Source organism: Anabaena sphaerica FACHB-251 (assembly GCF_014696825.1).
Classification (GTDB): domain Bacteria; phylum Cyanobacteriota; class Cyanobacteriia; order Cyanobacteriales; family Nostocaceae; genus RDYJ01.
Window position 1 is genome coordinate 71,021 of sequence record NZ_JACJQU010000016.1, and the last position, 19,970, is coordinate 90,990.

The following is a 19,970-nucleotide window of genomic DNA, read 5'->3' on the forward strand; positions in this document are numbered from 1 at the left end:
TTATCTAAAAATTCTCAATGTGAGGGTGATTATGTCTTTTAAAATTCTCAGTTTAGATGGTGGTGGGATTCGTGGAGTCATCACAGCAAGAATACTTAATCAAATCGAACAAGAAATTAGAAAACAAGGCAAAGGATACTATTTAAACGAATATTTTGACCTAATTGCTGGTACTTCTACAGGCTCAATTTTAACGGCTGGGATTGCTGTTGGTAAAGAAAGTTATGAACTAATGGATTTGTATGTGAAAAAAGGTAAAGATATATTTCCCCAATCCCAAAAAGAGAGATACAAAATATTTCCAGCACCTATGCGCTCAATTTTGGAAGTATTTTCTAAACCTAAATATTCTCATGATGGTATTATACATACTCTCAAAAAAGAATTTGGTTCCAGCAAAATTAAAGATATTGAAGAACCAATTATATTGATATTAGCTTATGATACATTATATCGAAATACAACATTTTTTACTAATTGTAATCCTGATCTTGGCGCTCGTTGGTATGATGATTGTTATTTGTGGCAGTTATGCGTTGCTTCTGCTTCAGCGCCAACTTTTTTCCCTCCTTATAAATTAGTACCAGTTGATAAAGAGAAATTTGGTAATTGGGAATTTCCACATATTGATGGCGGAGTTTCTGCTAATAACCCTGCCTTAGCAGCATTGAGTTTAGTAATGCGGTTAAGTCACTCGGCAATTTTGCCAGAAATCAAGCAAAAATATAAATTAGATAATGTGGAGTTGGAAGATATCTCTATCCTATCTATTGGTACTGGACAAACTACTGACCCATATCGCTTTGAGGAAGTTAAGAATTGGAGAGGTTTAAACTGGGCGCAAAATATTACTGATATTTTTATGGACCCGACTTCAGAAATTGCCAGTACAATGTGCCTTAATATTATGGGTGGAAATCAGTCGAAACGCTACTTAAGACTTCAGTTTGATTTAAATGAAAGATTTCAAGCTGAAGATGGGGAGACTTATAAAGATCCCCGCAGTGTGGTGGAGAGAGAGAAGAGAAAAAACCAATTCACAAAACAGAGAGTCAGTGAACAAATAGATAATGCTAGTGAGGAGTTTGTGAGACAGTTAATAGATACTGCCTCTGCATTTATTGAGTATGGGCGTAGCTACTCTAATAGAAACGAAACTGGTCCTTTAGTAAAAGATGCGATCGCTGCTTTCATCAAGAATAATTAGTAAAAGAAGTTATAAATAAAAAGGTCGTTTTTACCTTTTTATTTTTTAATACTAGTTAGTAATTTCCTCTAGGCTGTAATAGTACATCGTTGATCATTTCACAGTTAAAAGCAGTAATCTCAGCTTGACGAGTGCCAGATTCACCATAAGTTAAACATACCTTGAAATAACTATCTGGTAGATATGGCATTCTTTCCGCCCACTCAATAGCGACAATTCCCGGTATAACTTCCATCCCTTCCCAGTAACTTTCTAAATTCAAGCCTGTCACTTCTTGAGGTTCTAGACGATACAAATCTAGATGATAAAGGGGAATGCGTCCTTCTGTGTATTCATTAATCAAGGTAAAAGTAGGACTGACAATAGAGTCAGTGATACCTAGACCCTTACCAATACCTTGCACCAAGGTAGTTTTGCCAGCACCCAAGTCACCTTCTAGTAAAATTACAGTGCCAGCAGTCAGGTCTTGACCCAGGGTAATACCTAATTGCTGTGTTGCTTCTGTATCAGGAAGGAAAAGTTTAGTCATTGGTGATTGGTGATTAGTAATTGGTGATTGGTGATGGGGAAAAACTCTTACCCAGTCCCAAGTCCCCAGTCCCAAGTCCCCATCATTTCCCATGCTGCGCTCCACTGTACCATTTCAACAAAACTTTAGCTAGTTTTTGTGGGTCGTGACGAACAAAACCAGTTTCATCTTCATACAAAATGTTAGCGGGAACAATTCGCCGTCCTAGTTGGGTGACAGATTCTCGGTCTAAGAAAACTGGATGGGAATTTTGTTGGGCGTAACGGATCAGGGCTTGGGCTGATGGGGTTTTTTTATGTACTAATACAGCATCAAAAAGCCTTCTGTCACCGCAAGCTTCATCAATGGCTTGGATGTGTTCAGCAACAGTGTATCCTTCTGTTTCACCCGGTTGGGTCATGATATTGCAGATATAGATACGAGGTACTTTTGTGGCTGAGATCGCATCGGCAATTTCTGGAACTAGCAAATTTGGGATTAAGCTAGTATACAGACTGCCAGGACCAATAATAATGTAATCAGCCTCTTTAATTGCCTTAATCGCTGAGGGTAAAGCGGGTGGATGTTCAGGAATACAGCCAATTTTAACAATTTTTCCGCCAGCTTTGGGAATACTAGACTCACCTTCAATGCGGCGGCCATCTGCTAATTCTGCCCAGAGACGAACATCACTAAGGGTTGCGGGTAAAACTTGTCCTCTCACGGCCAGCACTTTGGAACTAGCTGCAACTGCCCTTTCTAAATCTCCAGTAATATCAGTCATGGCAGTTAAAAACAAATTACCAAAACTGTGACCTGTCAACCCGTCCCCAGCGCGAAAACGATATTGAAACAATTCTGTTAATAACTTTTCTTCATCTGCTAGTGCAGCCAAACAATTGCGAATATCTCCAGGAGGTAAAACGCCAAATTCTTGACGCAACCTGCCAGAAGAACCACCGTCATCAGCCACTGTCACAATAGCCGTAATATTAGCACTATAGGTTTTTAAGCCTCTGAGTAAGGTAGAAAGTCCAGTACCGCCACCAATGACGACAATTTTTGGACCTCGGTACAAACGGCGATGTGCCAGGAGAACATCGATTAGTTCTTCATCATCGCCTTGCGGCCTTAACACTTGAGTAATTGAACCTACAGTGCGAGATTGTCCCCACAGTAACAACAGCACACCGCACAGCAATACCAACGGTCCGCTGATATAGTTGGGCAATATCTCTGTGAGAAATCCCAGTAAACCACGAAGAAACTCTAATATCCAAAAAATTGGGGTTAGCTTAATCCAAATAGCCAACCCCAAACTTGCCAATAAAACACCCCCAACACTGACTAGGAACCAGCGTTTTACCGATATTCCAGGGGATAACCACTTAAACCACTGGTTAACCCGATGGGAAGTGCGGCTGTGTGACTGGAGTTGTATGGCGTTGAGAGCTTGTCTAAGAAAACCGATTGACATACCTAATAGGGAACAGTGGTACAAACAATGTTTAACAGAAAATGTACACTACCTGGTTTTAAGACCAAGAGTGAAATCAATTTAAAATTCCAAAAGTCAAAATTTCAACAAGATTCAAGGATATAACAGGTGACAGGTGAGCCACTGCGGTGGACGGGTTTCCCGACTTGTAGCAACTGCCGTCAAGTGGCGAACCCCGAAGGGGTGACAGGGCTAAAAGTCTTTTGGTGTCTAAGTTTGATTATCAGTTCGTGAACTACAGCCTTGTCCATTGCTATAAAAAAAGGACAATCAAGATTTAGAAGAAAAAACCTTTACCCAAACTAAGTTACAACTTGCAGATAGAAAACCCGGAACAGTATTGATACGAATGTACCTCTAATTGATAACCTGAGTTATGCACCTTGAGATCTGGGTAAATATCAATTTTATGCAAATTTAGGAAGATATTATGGAAAAGCGAATTTTAGGATTAGATCCGGGATTAGCAATTGTGGGATTTGGCGCGATCGCATGGAGCCAAAGTCAAGGTAAAGTACAAGATACAACCGTAAAGATGCTGGATTTTGGCGTAATTCGCACTTCAGCCGATATGGAAATGAGTCAGCGACTATGTACTTTATTTGACGATTTACACACCCTGATGGACGATTTGCAACCGGATTTGGTGGCAATTGAAAAGTTATTCTTCTATCGTATGGCAAATACTATTGTTGTTGCACAGGCGCGGGGTGTATTAATGTTGGTTCTGGGACAACGCAAGCTTCCTTATGTAGAGTTCGCCCCTCCTCAAATTAAGCAAGCTTTGACAAATTATGGTAAGGCGGATAAGGCAGAAGTACAAGACGCTGTAATGCGGGAGTTAGATTTAGATGAAATTCCTAGACCAGATGATGCAGCGGATGCTTTAGCGGTGGCGTTAACTGCTTCATTTCAGTTGTAATTTTGTAAAAAGAGAATAGTTAGTTAAACTGGAGAATAATTAATTAAACTGGAGAATAATTAATTAAACTGAGTCTGTCACCCATGACATCCATTGAACTATCAAGGAGTTGAGCGATCGCTACACCTACCGGATACATCATACTTTTCCCCTAGACACGGGTTGATGCGATGCATACGGTGAGCAAAGCTATCGTAGCTTGTATTCAAGTCAGTTCAAAATATATCAACATAATATTATTGTTACCAGAACAATTTTCAACGCCTACCTACTTACTATGAATTCTCCTGCCAAACCCCGGAAGTTACCAACCCAAGCTATAGCCGCTAAAATATTTCACTCTATTAATATTATTAGCCTGTTTTTAATGCTTACCAGTGGATTGCAAATTTATAACGCTAATCCCGTTTTTGGTGGCCGTGCAGGTTTGCATATTCTTCCTATTTTTACTTTAGGCGGTTGGTTAGCAGGAAGTAGACACTGGCATTTTGCAGCTATGTGGATATTTTCTCTCAATCTTTTATTTTATGGAATTTATATTTTAATAACCCGACGTTGGCGACATAGATTTGTGGGAAGTAATGATATTAAAGCTTTACAAAAAACGCAAAACCCCAAACGTCTAACTTACGCTTGGCATCGAATTATTTACACATCTATTATTCCCATATTATTGTTAGCCATATTGACAGGAATAGGAATGTACAAACCTGCTCAATTTCCTTGGATAGTTGATATGTTTGGTGATTGGCAAGCATTAAGGATTGTGCATTTTGCTTCTGTGCCATTGGTGGTAATATTTGTAATTATTCACTGGCGGTTGGGACAGAACGCTGGGGGAGAAGAACTAACAGCATCTATGTTTTGGTAGGTTTTTAAATTAATATTTTAACGCAGATAAACGCAGATAAACACAGATAGTTTTTGACTATTATCAAATAGATACACAATTTTTGTGAGAGATTTTAATTAGGGGGAGTGATTAAATCATGAATCATACTAATAAAAAAGACCTAATTCATATAGTTAAACCTCAATTTAACCGCCGTAAGTTTTTACAAATATCAGGAATTTCTAGTATAGGTGGTTTACTTAGTAGTTGTGGTACACCAGCATTAGAAGATTTGGTAGGTAAACTTTCTGAACCATTAAATCAAAAGGTGGAAGAATTAATTTTTCAACCGCAGAAACTTGTACCAGAATTTGCTGTTAGTGAAATTCAACCAGAAGCTTTAATCATTAATAGTTTCCGCAATACACCAATTATTGATGTAGATAAATTCCGGTTAATTATTGATGGTGAAGTAAATAATCCCGTGAGTTTAAGTATGGCAGAAATTCAAGCTTTACCTTTAAGTTCTATGATTATTCGTCATGTTTGTGTTGAAGGTTGGGCTGCAATTGTCCAATGGGGTGGTATACGTTTACGTGATTTAATTACTTTAGCTCAACCGCAGGAAAATGTTAAGTATGCTTTTTTTAAATCAGCAGATGGTTATTATGAAAGTTGGGATTTAGCATCAGCTACCCATCCGCAAACTTTGTTAGCATATCAAAAAAATGGTGAAAAATTGCCTGTTGAAAATGGTGCGCCTTTGCGTTTAGCTTCTCCTATTAAATTAGGTTATAAACAAAGTAAATGGGTAACGCGAATTACTTTAACTAGCCATCTATCAGCGTTTAAAGGTTATTGGGAAGATCAGGGTTATGAATGGTTTGCGGGGTTGTAAATATTGTTGTAAATATTGTAGGTTGGGTTAAGCGACAGCGCAACCCAACAACCCCTAAAATGTTGGGTTTCCTTCTGTCAACCCAACTTACATATTTGAAACATTTATTAGGAAAATAAAAATGAACTTTTTTGATAAATTAAATACGACAATTTCCCAAAATCAAAGTTTGCTATTTGTAGGACTTGATCCAAATCCTGAAATGATTCCAGCCTGTTATCAATCATCTGATTTGATGACTGGTTTGGAAAATTGGTTGCAATTTATGATTACTGAAACGGCTAATTTTGTTTGTGCTTATAAACCAACTTTGGGATTTTATGAAGCTTTAGGTGTAAGGGGTTTAGAACTTTTAATCAAAACATTAAATTCTATTCCTGCCCATATTCCGATTATTTTAGATGCTAAACATGGTGATTTAAATACTAGCAGTATTTTTGCACATTCAATATTTACAGAATGGCAGGTAGATGCTGTTACTCTTAGTCCCTACACTGGTCAGGATCATGTTGCACCATTTTTAGTTTATCCTGATAAATCTGTGTTTATTTTGTGTTGTACTTCTAATCCTGGCGCAGCTATTTTACAGCAATATCCTAATAATAATGCACCGCTTTATTTACAGGTTGTACAGGAATCAAAAAACTGGGGAACTCCAGAACAATTAGGGTTGGAAGTAGGAACTACAAATGCTGAGGTTTTAAAATCTACTCGTTCTCTTGCGCCGGAAAGAATCATTATGGCACGGAGTATTTGGGCTGAGGATGGGAATCTAAAAAAGATTTTAGCAGCGGGTTTAAATGCTAACGGTGATGGTTTATTGATTCCTGTTCCGCAAGATATGTTGAGTAGTACCAATTTATCTCAACAAGTTCAATCTTTACGCACAGAAATTAATCAATTTAGAAGTGAATTTATCCATGATGCTTCTAGTTGTGATGTCTGGTTTCCTGATATTGATGTCAAAGATAAACACCCTCATCAAGATTTGATTTTACAACTTTTTGATATTGGTTGTATTATGTTTGGGGAATTTGTTCAAGCTTCAGGGGCAACTTTTCCTTATTACATTGATTTGCGGAAAATAATTTCTAATCCGCAAGTTTTTAATCAGGTTCTTAGTGCTTATGAAGAAATTTTAAAAGGTCTTACTTTTGATAGGTTGGCTGGTATTCCCTACGGTTCTTTACCTACTGCAACTGGTTTATCTTTACGGCTGCATTGTCCAATGATTTTTCCTCGTAAGGAAGTGAAAGCGCATGGTACACGCAAGGTTATTGAAGGTAATTTTCATCCTGGGGAAACGGTTGCAGTAGTTGATGATATTCTTATCAGTGGTAAAAGTGTGATGGAAGGGGCGGAAAAAATTAAATCAGTGGGATTAAAGGTTAATGATATTGTGGTTTTTATTGACCATGAACAAGGTGTAAAAGATCGGTTAAAAGAAAATGGTTATTGTGGTCATTCGGTTTTAACTCTTTCGGAAATTGTGAATACTCTACACGAAGTAGGAAGAATAAATGATCAGCAATTGTTAGCTTTTCAAGAAAGTTAGTATTTAGTATTATAGAAATGAGAAATTGCTATTTATATTGCTGGCTTTATCATAGCTGGTATTATATACTACATTTATGCAGATAAAATTTTCTTTGGAACAATTACTTAAATGGTTAATTTTGACTTTACTATTTCCGCTCATTTTTCTGAATGGGTGGCTGTTATTTTTACTATTGCAATATTTCCAACCATTGGTGACGACTCTGATTTTAGCAGTTTTGCTGGCTTTTATTTTAAACTATCCTGTTTCAGTAATTCAGCGATGGGGGATTAAGCGCAACTATGCAGTAACATTAGTTGTACTAGCAACTGTGATAATTTTAGCTGCTGTAGGTATCATTTTAATCCCTATTATTTTAGAGCAATTTCATGAAATGGCTAAATTACTTCCCCAGTGGATTGAAGATAGTTCAGCCAAACTTCAAAAATTAAATATTTGGGTTTTTGGTCAGAGATGGCAACTGGATTTAAGTCAGATATTAACTAATATTATCAATCGTTTACCTAATGAATTAGAGTATATATCTGATAAGCTTTTTAGTTTAATTGTTAATACAATTGATAGCATTTCTGAGGCATTAATTACAGTAGTCTTGACTATTTATCTATTAATAGATGGTGAAAGAATTGTTGAGGGATTATTGAAAAAATTACCTGGGAATTTTGGTCAGGCTGTGAAAAATTCTCTCCAGCAAAACTTTCAAAATTACTTGATAGGTCAGATCAGTTTAGCTTTGTTGATGGGATTTTCCCAAACATTGATGTTTTTAGTTTTCCGTGTTCAGTTTGGTTTACTTTTTGGTTTGGGTGTGGGAATTTTAAGCTTAATTCCCTTTGGAGATGTTGTAAGTTTGATAATAATAATTTCAATTATAGCTTCCCATGACTTTTGGTTAGCTGTACAAATTTTAGCTGTTGCTGTTGTGATTGACCAATTAATTGATCAAGCGATCGCTCCCCGTCTTTTGGGTAAATTTACAGGTATTAGACCAATCTGGGTGATAATTTCTTTACTCATGGGAACTTATATTGCTGGGGTGTTAGGTTTGTTAATTGCTGTACCTGTGGCGGGTGTGATCAAAGATACGGTAGATGCTGTCTTTGCTGAGGTTGAGGGTAAAGCAGGGCTGGAGATTTTAGAAGAGTCAACATCGTTGTGAGGTTGGGGGCTAATTAACGGATAATCATTGGCTTATATATCCGAATAGAAAAACTAATAGCTTGATTTGCAGTTATTTTCCAAAATCGTAGTTATAGCTACATACAATCCTAGAAAGCATAGATAACATTAAAAAAATATTGTACTGGAAGAAAGCATCTTGAGAACAACCTTTTTTGTTCTGTGTTTATCTTCTTATCTTGCGGAAAACCGCATATAGGAGTCTATCTTCTTCAGAAATTTACCTGATTTTAATAGTATCAAATTCCTCTGGTCTAATCTTTTAGGCTAAGAAGTTCTCCCACAAGATTGAGGCAGGTATGGACAAAATCCTGTCATTATGCAACATAAGCTAAACGTAAAGGAGTTTACCATGCATCGACAAATGTGCTGGTTATCTAAGTCTGGAGATGACGGAGAGAAAATTTTGCATTTGCAAACTGCACCCGGTCAACCTTGGCGGCCTTATACGGCGTTTCCTCAATTTTCAGTTGCAGATTATCAAATACCCGGTGGTTCTAAGGGTTGGGCAACTTATCAAAAACTGTTAAAAGCTGGCTGGAGTTTAGTTCCTAGCGCACGGGCAAACGAGTTTAGCAATAGCTTGGCAAAGTCAACAGTGCCAAATTAATAGCCTTTGGCTGAACCTTCACCACGGGGATCTGCGGCTCCTTCTAAGGTATCCTTTTCTGTAACAGCAATCGCATTAATATTACCCCAAGGTGTAGTTTCTTTGATTTTCTGTCCGCGACGGCGTAGGTCTTGCAAGGTTAACGCATCTAAACCCCAAGACTCGACACGCAACTCATCGGGTAGCCACTGGTGATGTATGCGTGGCACAGAAACGGCTGCACCAACATCCATTTTGTATTCCAAAACATTCAGTATTATTTGCAATACTTGGGTGATGATGGTGCTACCACCAGGCGCACCTACAGCTAAACGCAAGCGGTTGTTTTCGGTGACGATGGTGGGTGTCATACTGGAAAGTGGTGTTTTCCGGGGGGCGATGCTATTTGCTTCGTTACCAACTAAACCAAAGGCGTTTGGTACTCCTGGTGCAGCTGCAAAATCATCCATTTCGTTATTTAAAACTATTCCTGTTCCCGGTGTGACTATTCCCGCACCAAAACCTAAGTTAATGGTGAAGGTTAAACTGACGGCGTTTCTGTCTGCGTCAACTACGTTTAAATGACTGGTTTCTGTTTTTTCAGGAATTTTTGTTGTTTTCAGTCCTGGTTTTATTTCTGTTGATGGTGTCGCCTTATTCATGTTAATTTGTTGGCGACGTTTTTGGGCGTAATTTTTGCTAATTAGTTCAGAAACGGGGACTTTCACAAAATCAGGATCACCTAAATATTGAGAGCGATCGCTGTAAGCAATTTTCATGCTTTCTATCATTAAATGTATCGCGTCTGGGTGATTCCATCCTAATGATTTTAAGTCTGTGTCACCGATAATATTTAACATTTGTAATAAATGAACGCCTCCTGATGATGGAGGTGGCATAGAACAAATTTTAGCTTTTCGGAAATTTCCACAAACAGGAGTGCGCCAAATTGTTTTATATGATTTTAAATCTTCGAGAGTAATTAAACCACCATTTTTGGCCATGTCATCAGCGATAAGTTTGGCAATTTCTCCGGTGTAAAAACTTTGGGGATTTTGAGAAATGGTTTCTAATGTTTTAGCTAAGTCAGTTTGAATAAAACTTTCTCCTGGTTGATAATATTCACCGTTGCGAGTGAAGATTTTACTTGCTGCGGGGTTGTTAAGTATTGCTTGTTTAAGGTTTTCGTAAGCTGAAATAGAACGCCAAGAGATTCTATCACTGATAATAAAACCATTTTTAGCAAGGGAAATTGCAGGTTTAACAACTTCTTGCCAAGGTAGCTTTCCATAACGACGATGTACTTCATACATTCCTGCAACAGTTCCCGGTGTTGCTACTGCTAAATAACCTGTAATACTCGCACCGGGAATCACTTTACCATTAGCATCTAAATACATATTTTTTGTTGCTTTGATGGGTGCGCGTTCCCGAAAATCTAAAGCTTTAATTTCTCCGGTTTTTTGAGAATGAAATAGTAGGAAACCACCGCCACCAATACCTGCGGAAAATGGTTCAACTACGGAAATTGCAAAGGTGGTCGCTACTGCTGCATCTACCGCATTTCCGCCTTTTTTTAATATTGAAAGTCCGGCTTCACTGGCTAAGGGGTTGGCGGAAGTTACCATTCCTTTTTTGCTGCGTAGGGGTACGGTGATGGTGGCTGATGCTGCTTGGGTAGTGAGGATAGCAGTGAGGGAGATGAAGGAGATGATGAGGTTTTTGGTTTTGGTGATGGTAGGCATTTTTATGGTAGGGGATATTAATTAGACCACAGGTTAAAATCATTAATTTTAGTAGCTAGATAAAATATTTGACATTTTTCGAGCTAAATGGTTAAACTATTACTATAGTGTTAGGACATTTGCCGTACATATAATTTATCACACTATGTTATTTGTGTAGAGGCTATCATGACTCATACATCAGCTAAAAGCAGCCGAGCAAAATCCTTGCGATCTAAATCAGAAAGATTAGAAGCCCGTATCAGTCCAGAAAATAAGGAATTGTTCCAACGTGCGGCTGATATTCAGGGGAGGACACTCACAGATTTTGTAGTTAGCAGTCTTGTCAGTGCGGCAAACCAGATTATTCAAGAAAATGAAATAATGATATTAAGCAGAAAAGACCAAGAGGTTTTTGTAGAAGCACTGCTGAATCCACCTGAACCCAGCGAAAAGTTACGGGCTGCTGCTCAACGTTATAAAAAGAATATGGGTGTATAAGTGGAAAATTTAATAGATAGTTCTGATGCTTTCAAGCATTATTTAATAGAGCCGCTAGGAAAAAAACATAACCGGGCGGCCTTCTGTTGTGGTGTTGATAAACTAGATAATTATTTTCAAAAACACGCTGGGCAAGATGCACGTAAACGAATGGCAGCCCCATTGGTTTTAGTAGAAAAAAGTTCTGGAAATATAGCAGGTTTTTATACATTATCATCAACAAGTATTAAATTAGAAGAATTGCCTATAGAGATAACTAAAAAACTGCCAAAATATCCTCTACTTCCTGCTACTCTTTTAGGTAGATTAGCTGTAGATCAAAACCATCGCCAGAAAGGGTTGGGCGAAATGTTGTTAATTGATGCTCTATATCGTAGTCTGAAAAGTGAAATTGCCACACTTGCTGTTGTGGTTGAAGCTAAAGATGATCAAGCACGATCATTTTATGAGCATTATCAATTTTCTCGCTTTCCTGATTATTCTCACAGGCTCTTTTTGATGATGGATACAATAGAGAAAATGCTTACATAGTGATTATAAGGAATTAGCAATAAATACAATATGCTGTAAATAGCAGCAGTCAATTATTAGATTTACTCATTTTGTAAATTTTCAAATCACAACAGACATCATCAAATCGAAATTATTATGACTACAGTTGTATGTTGGTTAAACAAATCAGAAGAGGAACACAGATTATGGTCTATTGCTGATACTCAAATATCAAGAAAAGATCGAGACGTATTGGGTAAACAAATTGTTTACACCGAACTATTAAAATATGGAGCTAAGATATTTCCTTTATACATAAAATGTAAAACGGACTTTTTTAGTCCTAATCCCTATTTTGAACATTCAATAGGTATGGCATATGCAGGAGCTAGTTTGATAGGACTAAATATTTATGCAACATTAGCTAATATCCTTCAAAATCTCAATAATTGTAACAAAGAAATTCCTTCAATATCAGATGTTGCTAATTGTGTAAAAAATTTGCTTGAACTCATGGCTATTTCTGTAGGAGCAAGTGGTAGTGATGCTACTTGTGAAATTGCAATATTTGGATTTTGCTATCCCAGTTATCAATTTAAAATTTTTCATTTAGAAACTGATATTAGTAGTGGAAAATTAGAAATTAAAGTTACCGAAGGAGATATATCAAATGATAATTATTTTCTATTACTTGGATCTAAGAAGGATGAAATCAGAACATTCATTTATCAAAAAAGAACAGAATATGAAAAAACTCATTTGGAATGGTGGTATGCACCTGAAAAAGTCATAAAAGAAATTGTCTCAGAAAAAAAATTTAATGGTATAGGTGGTTCAGTTCAGAGGGGTATTAGCACAAAATCAGGATTTCAACTGTATTCTTATGTAGTTCCTCTAAACAAAGGCGATTCTCAAGCGGGAATACTATATCAAAATATTGATATCTTTCAAGAAATAGGTCTTGTTGGTAACTGTATTATAGGTATTCCTGGATTATCCTGAATATTTTCAATTTATAACCAGTAATTACATTTTTATATATAGCCAATCTCCTGATTGACCCCATTCCCTATTACCTGGTATAATACCAACTAAGTTGGAATTTTTACAAATTATGCCACAGGACTTATCACCCCTCTGGATATCGTTAAAAACCTCATTTTTAGCGACTTTTATCACCTTCTTTTTAGGTGTTGGTGCTGCTTACTGGATGCTGGGATATCGGGGTAAAGGGAAATCTATAATTGAAGGGATATTCGTTGCACCGTTGATTTTACCGCCTACGGTTGTGGGTTTTTTGTTGTTGCTATTTTTTGGTAAAAATGGTCCTGTTGGTAAATTACTAGAACCGTTTAACCTGACTATAGTATTTACTTGGTATGGTGCGGCTATAGCTGCAACGGTGGTATCTTTCCCATTAATGTATAAGACTGCATTGGGAGCTTTTGAACAAATTGATGCTAATTTATTGCGGGTAGCGAGAACTTTAGGCGCTAAGGAATTAACAATATTTTGGCGGGTAAGTTTACCTTTAGCTTTTCCTGGAATTTTAGCAGGTGCAACTTTAGCTTTTGCTCGTGCTTTGGGTGAATTTGGTGCAACTTTGATGTTAGCCGGTAACATTCCTGGACAAACGCAGAATATACCAATGGCGATATATTTTGCTGTGGAAGCTGGGGATATTAAAGAAGCCTGGTTTTGGGCAATTATTATTGTGTCAATTTCTCTATCAGGAATTATTTTAACTAACTTCTGGCAAGAACAAAAGCATAAAATTAGACGTACAGATAAAGCAGAAAATCGACAAATAGAACCAGAAAATCAATCCTTTTCTTTACCTCTTCATTCTTCTACATCTGGCTTATTTTTAGATATTGAAAAAAACCTGACAAGTTTTCATCTAAAGATTGCTTTTGCTACCGATAATCAACCTTTAGGTTTGTTGGGTGGTTCTGGTGCGGGAAAAAGTATGATTCTCCGTTGTGTTGCGGGAATAGAAACACCAACCAAAGGCAGAATAGTATTAAATGATAGAGTTTTATTTGACTCAGGAAAAGGAATTAATATTCCTAGTCGTCATCGAAAAATAGGTTTTTTATTTCAGAATTATGCTTTGTTTCCTCATTTAACTGTGGCGCAAAATATCGCCTTTGGTTTACCCAAAGAATTATCTAATAACAATATCAAGTTAGAGGTAGAAAAGCAATTAATAGCTATGCACTTAGAGGGACTAGGCGATCGCTATCCTCACCAACTTTCAGGAGGTCAACAACAACGGGTAGCTTTAGCTAGGGCTTTGGCAAGTCAACCAGAAGCATTACTTTTAGATGAGCCATTTTCTGCCCTGGATACACACCTGCGGAGTCAATTAGAACAACAAATGACGAAAACTTTAGCTGAATATTCTGGTGTGACTTTATTTGTTACTCATAATATGGAAGAAGCTTATCGGCTTTGTCCCAATCTATTAGTATTAGAACATGGTAAAGAAGCTCATCATGGTTCTAAGTATGAAATTTTCCAACATCCTGCTACTATGAATGTTGCAAAAATCACTGGATGTAAAAACTTTTCTAGTGCTGTATTTATATCATCCCAAAAAGTTGAATCAATTGATTGGGGTTGTACTTTGGAAGTTGTAGAATCAATTCCTAATCAATTATCTCACATTGGCATTCGCGCCCATCAAATTGAATTTCACAATGACGCTACACAGGAAAATACTTTTCCCTGTTGGTTAGTGAGAACTAGCGAAACTCCTCACCGCATGACTTTATTTTTAAAGTTACATTCCCCGGCGGAAAATATTCATGATTATCACTTGCAAGCGGAAGTTTATAAGGAAAAATGGGTGACGATAAAAGACAAACCTTTTCCTTGGTATGTACATTTAGATCCTGTGCGGTTGATGTTGATGGAATAATCAGATTTTGGATTTTAGATTTTGGATATTATTGTTTCAGCAACAAATAAAATAACTGTCCATCGCTAACTGTAACACCAGCGCGATCGCCTGCTATGTCACCTGTTCCTAAATAATAATCTACCCTACCAGCGCCTTTAATTGCACCACCTGTATCTTGATCTAATACATAACGGCTAACTGTACGATTTTCCAATTCATTGTTATTATTAACAAAAGGAAAAGGTGCGCGAATTAAAGCTAAAGCACCAGGAGGCATTAAAGATTTATCTGTAGCTATAGAACGTTCTGGAGTCAGCGGTACACCAACAGAACCGTGTGCCGATCTACCGTAGGTTTCTCTGAAAAATACAAAACTGTTATTGCGGGGAAGATAAACATCCAAATCTTGGGGATATTTTTGGAAATACTCAAAAATTGTCGGCATTGTTACGCCCTTTTCTGGTAATTTTCCCGCCTCTACTAATGTGCGACCCAAACTTTTATAATTATAAGCTGTATTACCAGCATATCCTATAGTTGTTTCCGTTCCATCAGTTAATTTTAAGCGTCCCGAACCTTGAATTTGAATAATATAAGGTTCAAATCTGTCTCGAAACCAAAATAACTCTAAACCCTTTAATTTACCTTTATAACCTTGTAAACCATCTGCACCTTCTAACTCTAACCTAGTGGGATGAGGTCTAGTCCAAGATCCTAAATTTGGTGGTAAGCGATAAACAGGATATTTAAATTCTTTGGTTGGTTTGCGACTAGCTAAATATAATGGTTCATAATAAGCAGTAAACAAAACTGTTCCTTGACTATCTTTACCAACAGATTGATAATAGACAAACTCTTTCTCAATCGCTGCTTGTAATTCTTGAGGCGACTTAGTTGACAATACTAATTGTCGGAATCTTTGCAAACTACGATAAACCCTATCTCTCGTAATTCCAGGAATTTTATATCTTTGATAAGCAGCCGCAGCCCGACCTGTTTTTAAATATCTTAAACTTTGATCAATAGATTTGAGTAATGCCTTCCTATCTGCTATTTTCTCCTGTTCACTACCATAGATCCTTTCATCTAAACAAGAAGCATCATTTTCACAACAACCAACCGGTAATCTTTGGAGAAGTACAGGTGCATTTTTGGTGTTTTCAGTTTTCAAAGATGTTGGTAAATTCCACTTGGTTACTTGACATTCTGGAGAAATTACGTCTTTGTTTTTTATCGCTGGCATTTCCAGGAAAAAAATCGTCAAAAAAAACGGTAAGCTGACAGTTGTGTTAAATATTTTTTTCATGAAATTAATCTAAAGGAATAGGTGACAGGTGACAGTTAAGAGGTAATAGGGAATAATTATGGCATCAAGTAGGTAAGCGTTGAAAATTGTCGTCATGGCAAGGCAAAAGGCACTCATGCAAGAGGGAAGAGACTGTCAGAGATTTTACATTTTGTTACATACCTTGGTTTTTTCGAGCCGACTTACTTACCAATCGCAAATTATGAATTATGAATTATGAATTTATTTACTCATTCATATTATGGTATGTAGCAACAGCTGAAGGAGATATGCGATTCAAATAACGGAAAATCCAATATTTGAAAATTGTATCTAAAATCACGGGAAATGTAGCAATGAATAAAAAGATAAAATCCCTATTAGCTGGTAAACCCCAGTGTCTTGATAAGCCTTCCAGAATTACTTCCCAACCGTGGGGAGAGTGAAAACCGACAAAAACATCAGTGAACAATATAATAATAAATGCTTTGGCACTATCACTCAATCCATATACTACATGATCAAAGAAATCTTTGAGAACTGTGATAGATGACTTGCTGATGATTAACAGCCAGATAAAAGCAACTACAGAAAAAATATCTGCAAACACATTTTTAATTGCATTGGCACTTTCACGTCGAAACTCCTCTGCTACCTCCTTTGCTTTTTCGTGCATTTGGCTTTCTATCGCTTCAGATGATAGCGGAGGTGCATTACTTATCAGATTTTCAAACTTGATTCTTTCTTCAAATTTTTGCAGTTCTACCAGTGCTTCTTCTTCCATTTCCTCATTGATAAAAATCTGCTCTGGTTCTGAACTTCTAAAATGCTCAACTAACGGACCTACTACTACAGCTTTAGCGATTTGGTGGGTGAGAAGGGGGATAATAATTAATAATAAAATAAACCGAACAGATATAATTGTTGTTTTTTGCGTTTGTCGAAAATTTTGCACTACGTCTTTTTCAGCATTGGGATCTAATTCTGCTTGTAAACGAGTAATAGTTGTTAAAATTGAGCGCGGTAAAATCCCTGTACTATCAGCTTTTCGCTTTGGCTGAATATCACTGTTTTTAACTGATGATTTTGGTGTGATTGGTTGGGTAATTACTTTATTATCTGCTACAGTTATAGATGGAGAAACGACATTATTGACAGAACTTGTTTCTATATCATAATTTGTGTATTTGGCAATAACTTGATCAATGAATTCTAGCTTTTCTAAAACTAAAGCTGGATTGGGATATTCTATACCTGTTTTAGCTGCCGCTTTTTGCTTAGATTCATTTGAGAACCAACGGCTGGCTTTAAACTCTGTCAGCCGCATCCGCACATCTTTTAATAATTTCTTTAGATCAGCCTGAAAATAATCCATGACACTACTACTGTACATAGCAGAATCAGGGCTGATTTTATTACCATTAAAATGATTGTCTTCGATTTCCTTAATCTTTAACGCTGTTTGGTAAGCTTCCTCCAAAGAGCGTTCTGGTGTCAGTAAGTACCATCTGTAAGCAGTTAGCAAAAAAGAGTATATTTTTTGACTAAACACAGAATTTTTCATCCTCAATTATCATCTAACATGGTTTGGCGATTCTTAAACTTAAGTTAACGCAGAAGGTATACTAACAAATCCATAAGGAGTATATTTGTGATTTCAGATTCTGTTTGGATTGTCGGTACTAGTCGCAGCGGTAAAACTACTCGTTTAGCCGAACGGTTTTGTTATTGGGTGCAGAAAAATGGCAACCAACCTATAGAGTCATTTTATACGAAAAATCAAAATCAGAAAAAAGCTCAAAGCACAATCAAAACATCAAATCTTCTCCAAACAGAACCCGGAGTTTTAGTTTTAGCATCTAACGATGATAATCGCCGAACATTAAGCGATAAAATTGTCACCTTGACTTCTGGAAAATACCCAATCCGTGCTAAAACAACCTTGGGGTTTATTCAGGATGAAGTTGTTTTATTTTGGCCGTTATTAATTGAATGTTTACAAATTAAAGCACAATTTCCGGTGAGATTGCGCCCCGAAACTGAGCAAGAATTAGCAACAAAACTTTGGGATTTTCAGTTAGATGCGGAAACTTTGCGCCGTGCAGGAGTGAATGAGTATCGCTTAGTGAGGCGGATATTAGACCTATGGCAACTAGCGGCTTATAGTGGTACACCTTGTGAAGATATTGCTGAAGTTTTGCAAACAGGTTTACAAGAAAATGCCAGTAAACTAGAACCAGAACTTTTAGGATCTTTGTTGCTAAATTGGCGGAATTGGTGTTTAGAAAGAGGATTATTAACCTATGGATTGATTACTGAACTCTACAACCAGCATTTGTTAACTAATAGCGATTATCAGCAACGTTTAAAACAACGTTATCAGAGGGTAATAGCTGATGATGTAGATGATTATCCAGCTATAGCCTATAACTTGTTTGAGTTTCTGTTAGATGGCGGTGCGGTGGGAGCATTTAGCTATAATCCTGATGGGGGAGTGCGTTGGGGTTTGGGTGCAGATCCTCAATATTTAGCCAGGTTAGCAAAGCGTTGTCAGGTAGAAAATTTAATCAGTCCAACAGTAGATAATTTAGCTAATCTACTGGCTACGTCGATGATAGAATTAGTTACTGAACCGATGACAATGTTGAGTTTACCAAAGTCGGTAAAGTGTATCCAAATTCCCTCTCGCGCTCAACTTTTGCGTCAAACAACAGATGTGATCATTGATGGGATTAAATCGGGAAAGGTAGAACCGGAAGAAGTAGCGATTATCGCTCCTGGGTTAGATGCGATCGCACGTTATACTCTCATAGAAATATTAACTAAGCAAAATATCCCGGTAGAATCTCTCAATGATCAACGTCCCTTAATTAGTTCACCCGCTGTCAGAGCATTACTTACCTTACTCACTTTAGTTTATCCTGGTTTGGGGCGATTAGTAGACCGGGATGAAGTTGCAGAAATGTTGGTGATTTTAAGTCAGAGTAACACCAATTATGGAGATGATGGAGAGAAAAAAGAATCCCCACAACCGAAAATTGATCCGGTGCGTGCTGGGTTAATAGCAGATCATTGTTTTGTACCCCATCCAGATAACCCCCACTTGTTAGAAGTAAAAACATTTGAACGCTGGGATAGAATCGGATATACTGCCACTAAAGCTTATAATGAGATATTAGAGTGGATTAAAAAACAGCGTGGGGAATATCAACAAAGTCCTCTCCCTACACCAATTTTTCTCCTATACAAAGCAATTCAAAACTTTTTGTGTAAAGATAATAATCCCCCATTTCAAACACTAGCAGCATTACGAGAATTATTAGAAACTGCTCAACATTATTGGGAAATAGATACGAGGTTAAGACAAACAGATTCCGTCTTACTTTCACTTCACACTCAACAAACCCTCACGACTACAATTGCTGAATTTATTCAACTATTACGACGTGGGACAATTACCGCTAACCCCTATCCTATTCGTCCCATTGGTAATGCCAAAAAAGCCGTTACTTTAGCTACCGTCTTCCAATACCGTGCGAGTCATAGATATCACAAATGGCATTTTTGGCTGGATGCGGGTTCACCCCTCTGGGCTAAAGGTGGTGCAGCCACTTTGTTTGGTGCTACTTTATTTCTTAGAGATAGGTTAGGAGAACCTTGGACAGCAGCAGATGAACAAGAATCAGAAACGCAACGATTACGTCGGATTATAGCAGATTTACTGGCTCGTGTTTCTGAAAGAGTTTATTTATGTCACAGTGATTTAGCTGTAAATGGACAAGAACAAATAGGTCCTTTATTATCTTTAGTTCATTCTTGTGATGTCATATAGTTACAGCTACTTTCAGGTAAATAGACCACAAGCAGACCTC

Annotated in this window: 17 protein-coding genes; 12 read left to right on the forward strand and 5 right to left on the reverse strand. The window is 37.3% G+C overall.

Features of this window, described 5'->3' with window-relative positions:
- Positions 1 to 31 precede the first annotated feature (31 nt).
- The gene (locus tag H6G06_RS20900; RefSeq protein ID WP_190563624.1) at positions 32 to 1,207 is read left to right on the forward strand and encodes a patatin-like phospholipase family protein; all 1,176 of its coding nucleotides are present in this window, start codon (positions 32 to 34) and stop codon (positions 1,205 to 1,207) included.
- A gap of 55 nt (positions 1,208 to 1,262) precedes the next feature.
- Here H6G06_RS20900 and tsaE read toward each other — a convergent pair whose 3' ends face one another.
- The gene (tsaE, locus tag H6G06_RS20905) at positions 1,263 to 1,736 is read right to left on the reverse strand and encodes a tRNA (adenosine(37)-N6)-threonylcarbamoyltransferase complex ATPase subunit type 1 TsaE (protein WP_190563713.1); all 474 of its coding nucleotides are present in this window, start codon (positions 1,734 to 1,736) and stop codon (positions 1,263 to 1,265) included.
- Between the two features lie 82 nt (positions 1,737 to 1,818).
- Entirely contained in the window at positions 1,819 to 3,192 is a 1,374-nt protein-coding gene (locus H6G06_RS20910) for a gluconeogenesis factor YvcK family protein (RefSeq protein ID WP_190563626.1), read from the reverse strand.
- Between the two features lie 451 nt (positions 3,193 to 3,643).
- Here H6G06_RS20910 and ruvC point away from each other — a divergent pair, with 451 nt between their 5' ends.
- The 6 genes from ruvC to H6G06_RS20940 all read left to right on the forward strand — a co-directional run bounded on the left by ruvC (position 3,644) and on the right by H6G06_RS20940 (position 9,212).
- Entirely contained in the window at positions 3,644 to 4,135 is a 492-nt protein-coding gene (ruvC, locus tag H6G06_RS20915; protein WP_190563628.1) for a crossover junction endodeoxyribonuclease RuvC, read from the forward strand.
- A gap of 277 nt (positions 4,136 to 4,412) precedes the next feature.
- On the forward strand, positions 4,413 to 5,006 hold the full coding sequence (locus tag H6G06_RS20920) for a cytochrome b/b6 domain-containing protein (RefSeq protein ID WP_190563630.1): 594 nt from the start codon (positions 4,413 to 4,415) through the stop codon (positions 5,004 to 5,006).
- Positions 5,007 to 5,124: 118 nt separating this feature from the next.
- Positions 5,125 to 5,865 carry a molybdopterin-dependent oxidoreductase gene (locus tag H6G06_RS20925; RefSeq protein ID WP_190563632.1) on the forward strand — a complete coding sequence of 247 codons (741 nt, stop codon included), beginning with the start codon at positions 5,125 to 5,127 and terminating at the stop codon, positions 5,863 to 5,865.
- 121 nt (positions 5,866 to 5,986) lie between these two features.
- Positions 5,987 to 7,420, forward strand: a complete 1,434-nt coding sequence (locus H6G06_RS20930; protein WP_190563634.1) for a bifunctional orotidine-5'-phosphate decarboxylase/orotate phosphoribosyltransferase — start codon at positions 5,987 to 5,989, stop codon at positions 7,418 to 7,420.
- A gap of 82 nt (positions 7,421 to 7,502) precedes the next feature.
- Positions 7,503 to 8,582: an AI-2E family transporter gene (locus tag H6G06_RS20935; RefSeq protein WP_190563716.1), complete on the forward strand. Its 1,080-nt coding sequence runs from the start codon at positions 7,503 to 7,505 to the stop codon at positions 8,580 to 8,582.
- A gap of 372 nt (positions 8,583 to 8,954) precedes the next feature.
- Complete coding sequence (locus H6G06_RS20940; RefSeq protein WP_190563635.1) at positions 8,955 to 9,212, forward strand: hypothetical protein; 258 nt, start codon at positions 8,955 to 8,957, stop codon at positions 9,210 to 9,212.
- On the opposite strand, the gene ggt is transcribed toward H6G06_RS20940, so the two are convergent.
- Positions 9,209 to 10,936 (reverse strand): gamma-glutamyltransferase, encoded by a 1,728-nt coding sequence (gene ggt, locus H6G06_RS20945; RefSeq protein ID WP_190563637.1) that lies wholly within the window; start codon positions 10,934 to 10,936, stop codon positions 9,209 to 9,211. The genes H6G06_RS20940 and ggt overlap by 4 nt on opposite strands.
- A 168-nt stretch (positions 10,937 to 11,104) precedes the next feature.
- On the opposite strand from ggt, the gene H6G06_RS20950 reads away from it, so the two are divergent.
- The 4 genes from H6G06_RS20950 to modB all read left to right on the forward strand — a co-directional run bounded on the left by H6G06_RS20950 (position 11,105) and on the right by modB (position 14,831).
- Positions 11,105 to 11,416, forward strand: coding sequence for a type II toxin-antitoxin system TacA family antitoxin (locus H6G06_RS20950; RefSeq protein ID WP_190563639.1), 312 nt, complete (start codon positions 11,105 to 11,107; stop codon positions 11,414 to 11,416).
- A complete protein-coding gene (locus H6G06_RS20955) occupies positions 11,417 to 11,947 on the forward strand; it encodes a GNAT family N-acetyltransferase (RefSeq protein ID WP_190563641.1) in 531 nt (176 codons plus the stop codon). It begins immediately after the preceding gene.
- Between the two features lie 117 nt (positions 11,948 to 12,064).
- Positions 12,065 to 12,910 carry a hypothetical protein gene (locus tag H6G06_RS20960; RefSeq protein ID WP_190563643.1) on the forward strand — a complete coding sequence of 282 codons (846 nt, stop codon included), beginning with the start codon at positions 12,065 to 12,067 and terminating at the stop codon, positions 12,908 to 12,910.
- Positions 12,911 to 13,022: 112 nt separating this feature from the next.
- Positions 13,023 to 14,831, forward strand: a complete 1,809-nt coding sequence (modB, locus tag H6G06_RS20965) for a molybdate ABC transporter permease subunit (protein ID WP_190563645.1) — start codon at positions 13,023 to 13,025, stop codon at positions 14,829 to 14,831.
- A gap of 28 nt (positions 14,832 to 14,859) precedes the next feature.
- Here modB and mltA read toward each other — a convergent pair whose 3' ends face one another.
- Together mltA and H6G06_RS20975 are read right to left on the reverse strand one after the other, a co-directional pair.
- The gene (gene mltA / locus H6G06_RS20970) at positions 14,860 to 16,119 is read right to left on the reverse strand and encodes a murein transglycosylase A (RefSeq protein ID WP_190563647.1); all 1,260 of its coding nucleotides are present in this window, start codon (positions 16,117 to 16,119) and stop codon (positions 14,860 to 14,862) included.
- 226 nt (positions 16,120 to 16,345) lie between these two features.
- Positions 16,346 to 17,662, reverse strand: a complete 1,317-nt coding sequence (locus H6G06_RS20975; protein ID WP_190563649.1) for a proton extrusion protein PcxA — start codon at positions 17,660 to 17,662, stop codon at positions 16,346 to 16,348.
- An 87-nt stretch (positions 17,663 to 17,749) separates the two neighbouring features.
- Between H6G06_RS20975 and H6G06_RS20980 the strand changes: the two genes are divergently transcribed.
- A complete protein-coding gene (locus H6G06_RS20980) occupies positions 17,750 to 19,930 on the forward strand; it encodes a recombinase family protein (protein WP_190563651.1) in 2,181 nt (726 codons plus the stop codon).
- The last annotated feature ends 40 nt before the right edge of the window (positions 19,931 to 19,970 follow it).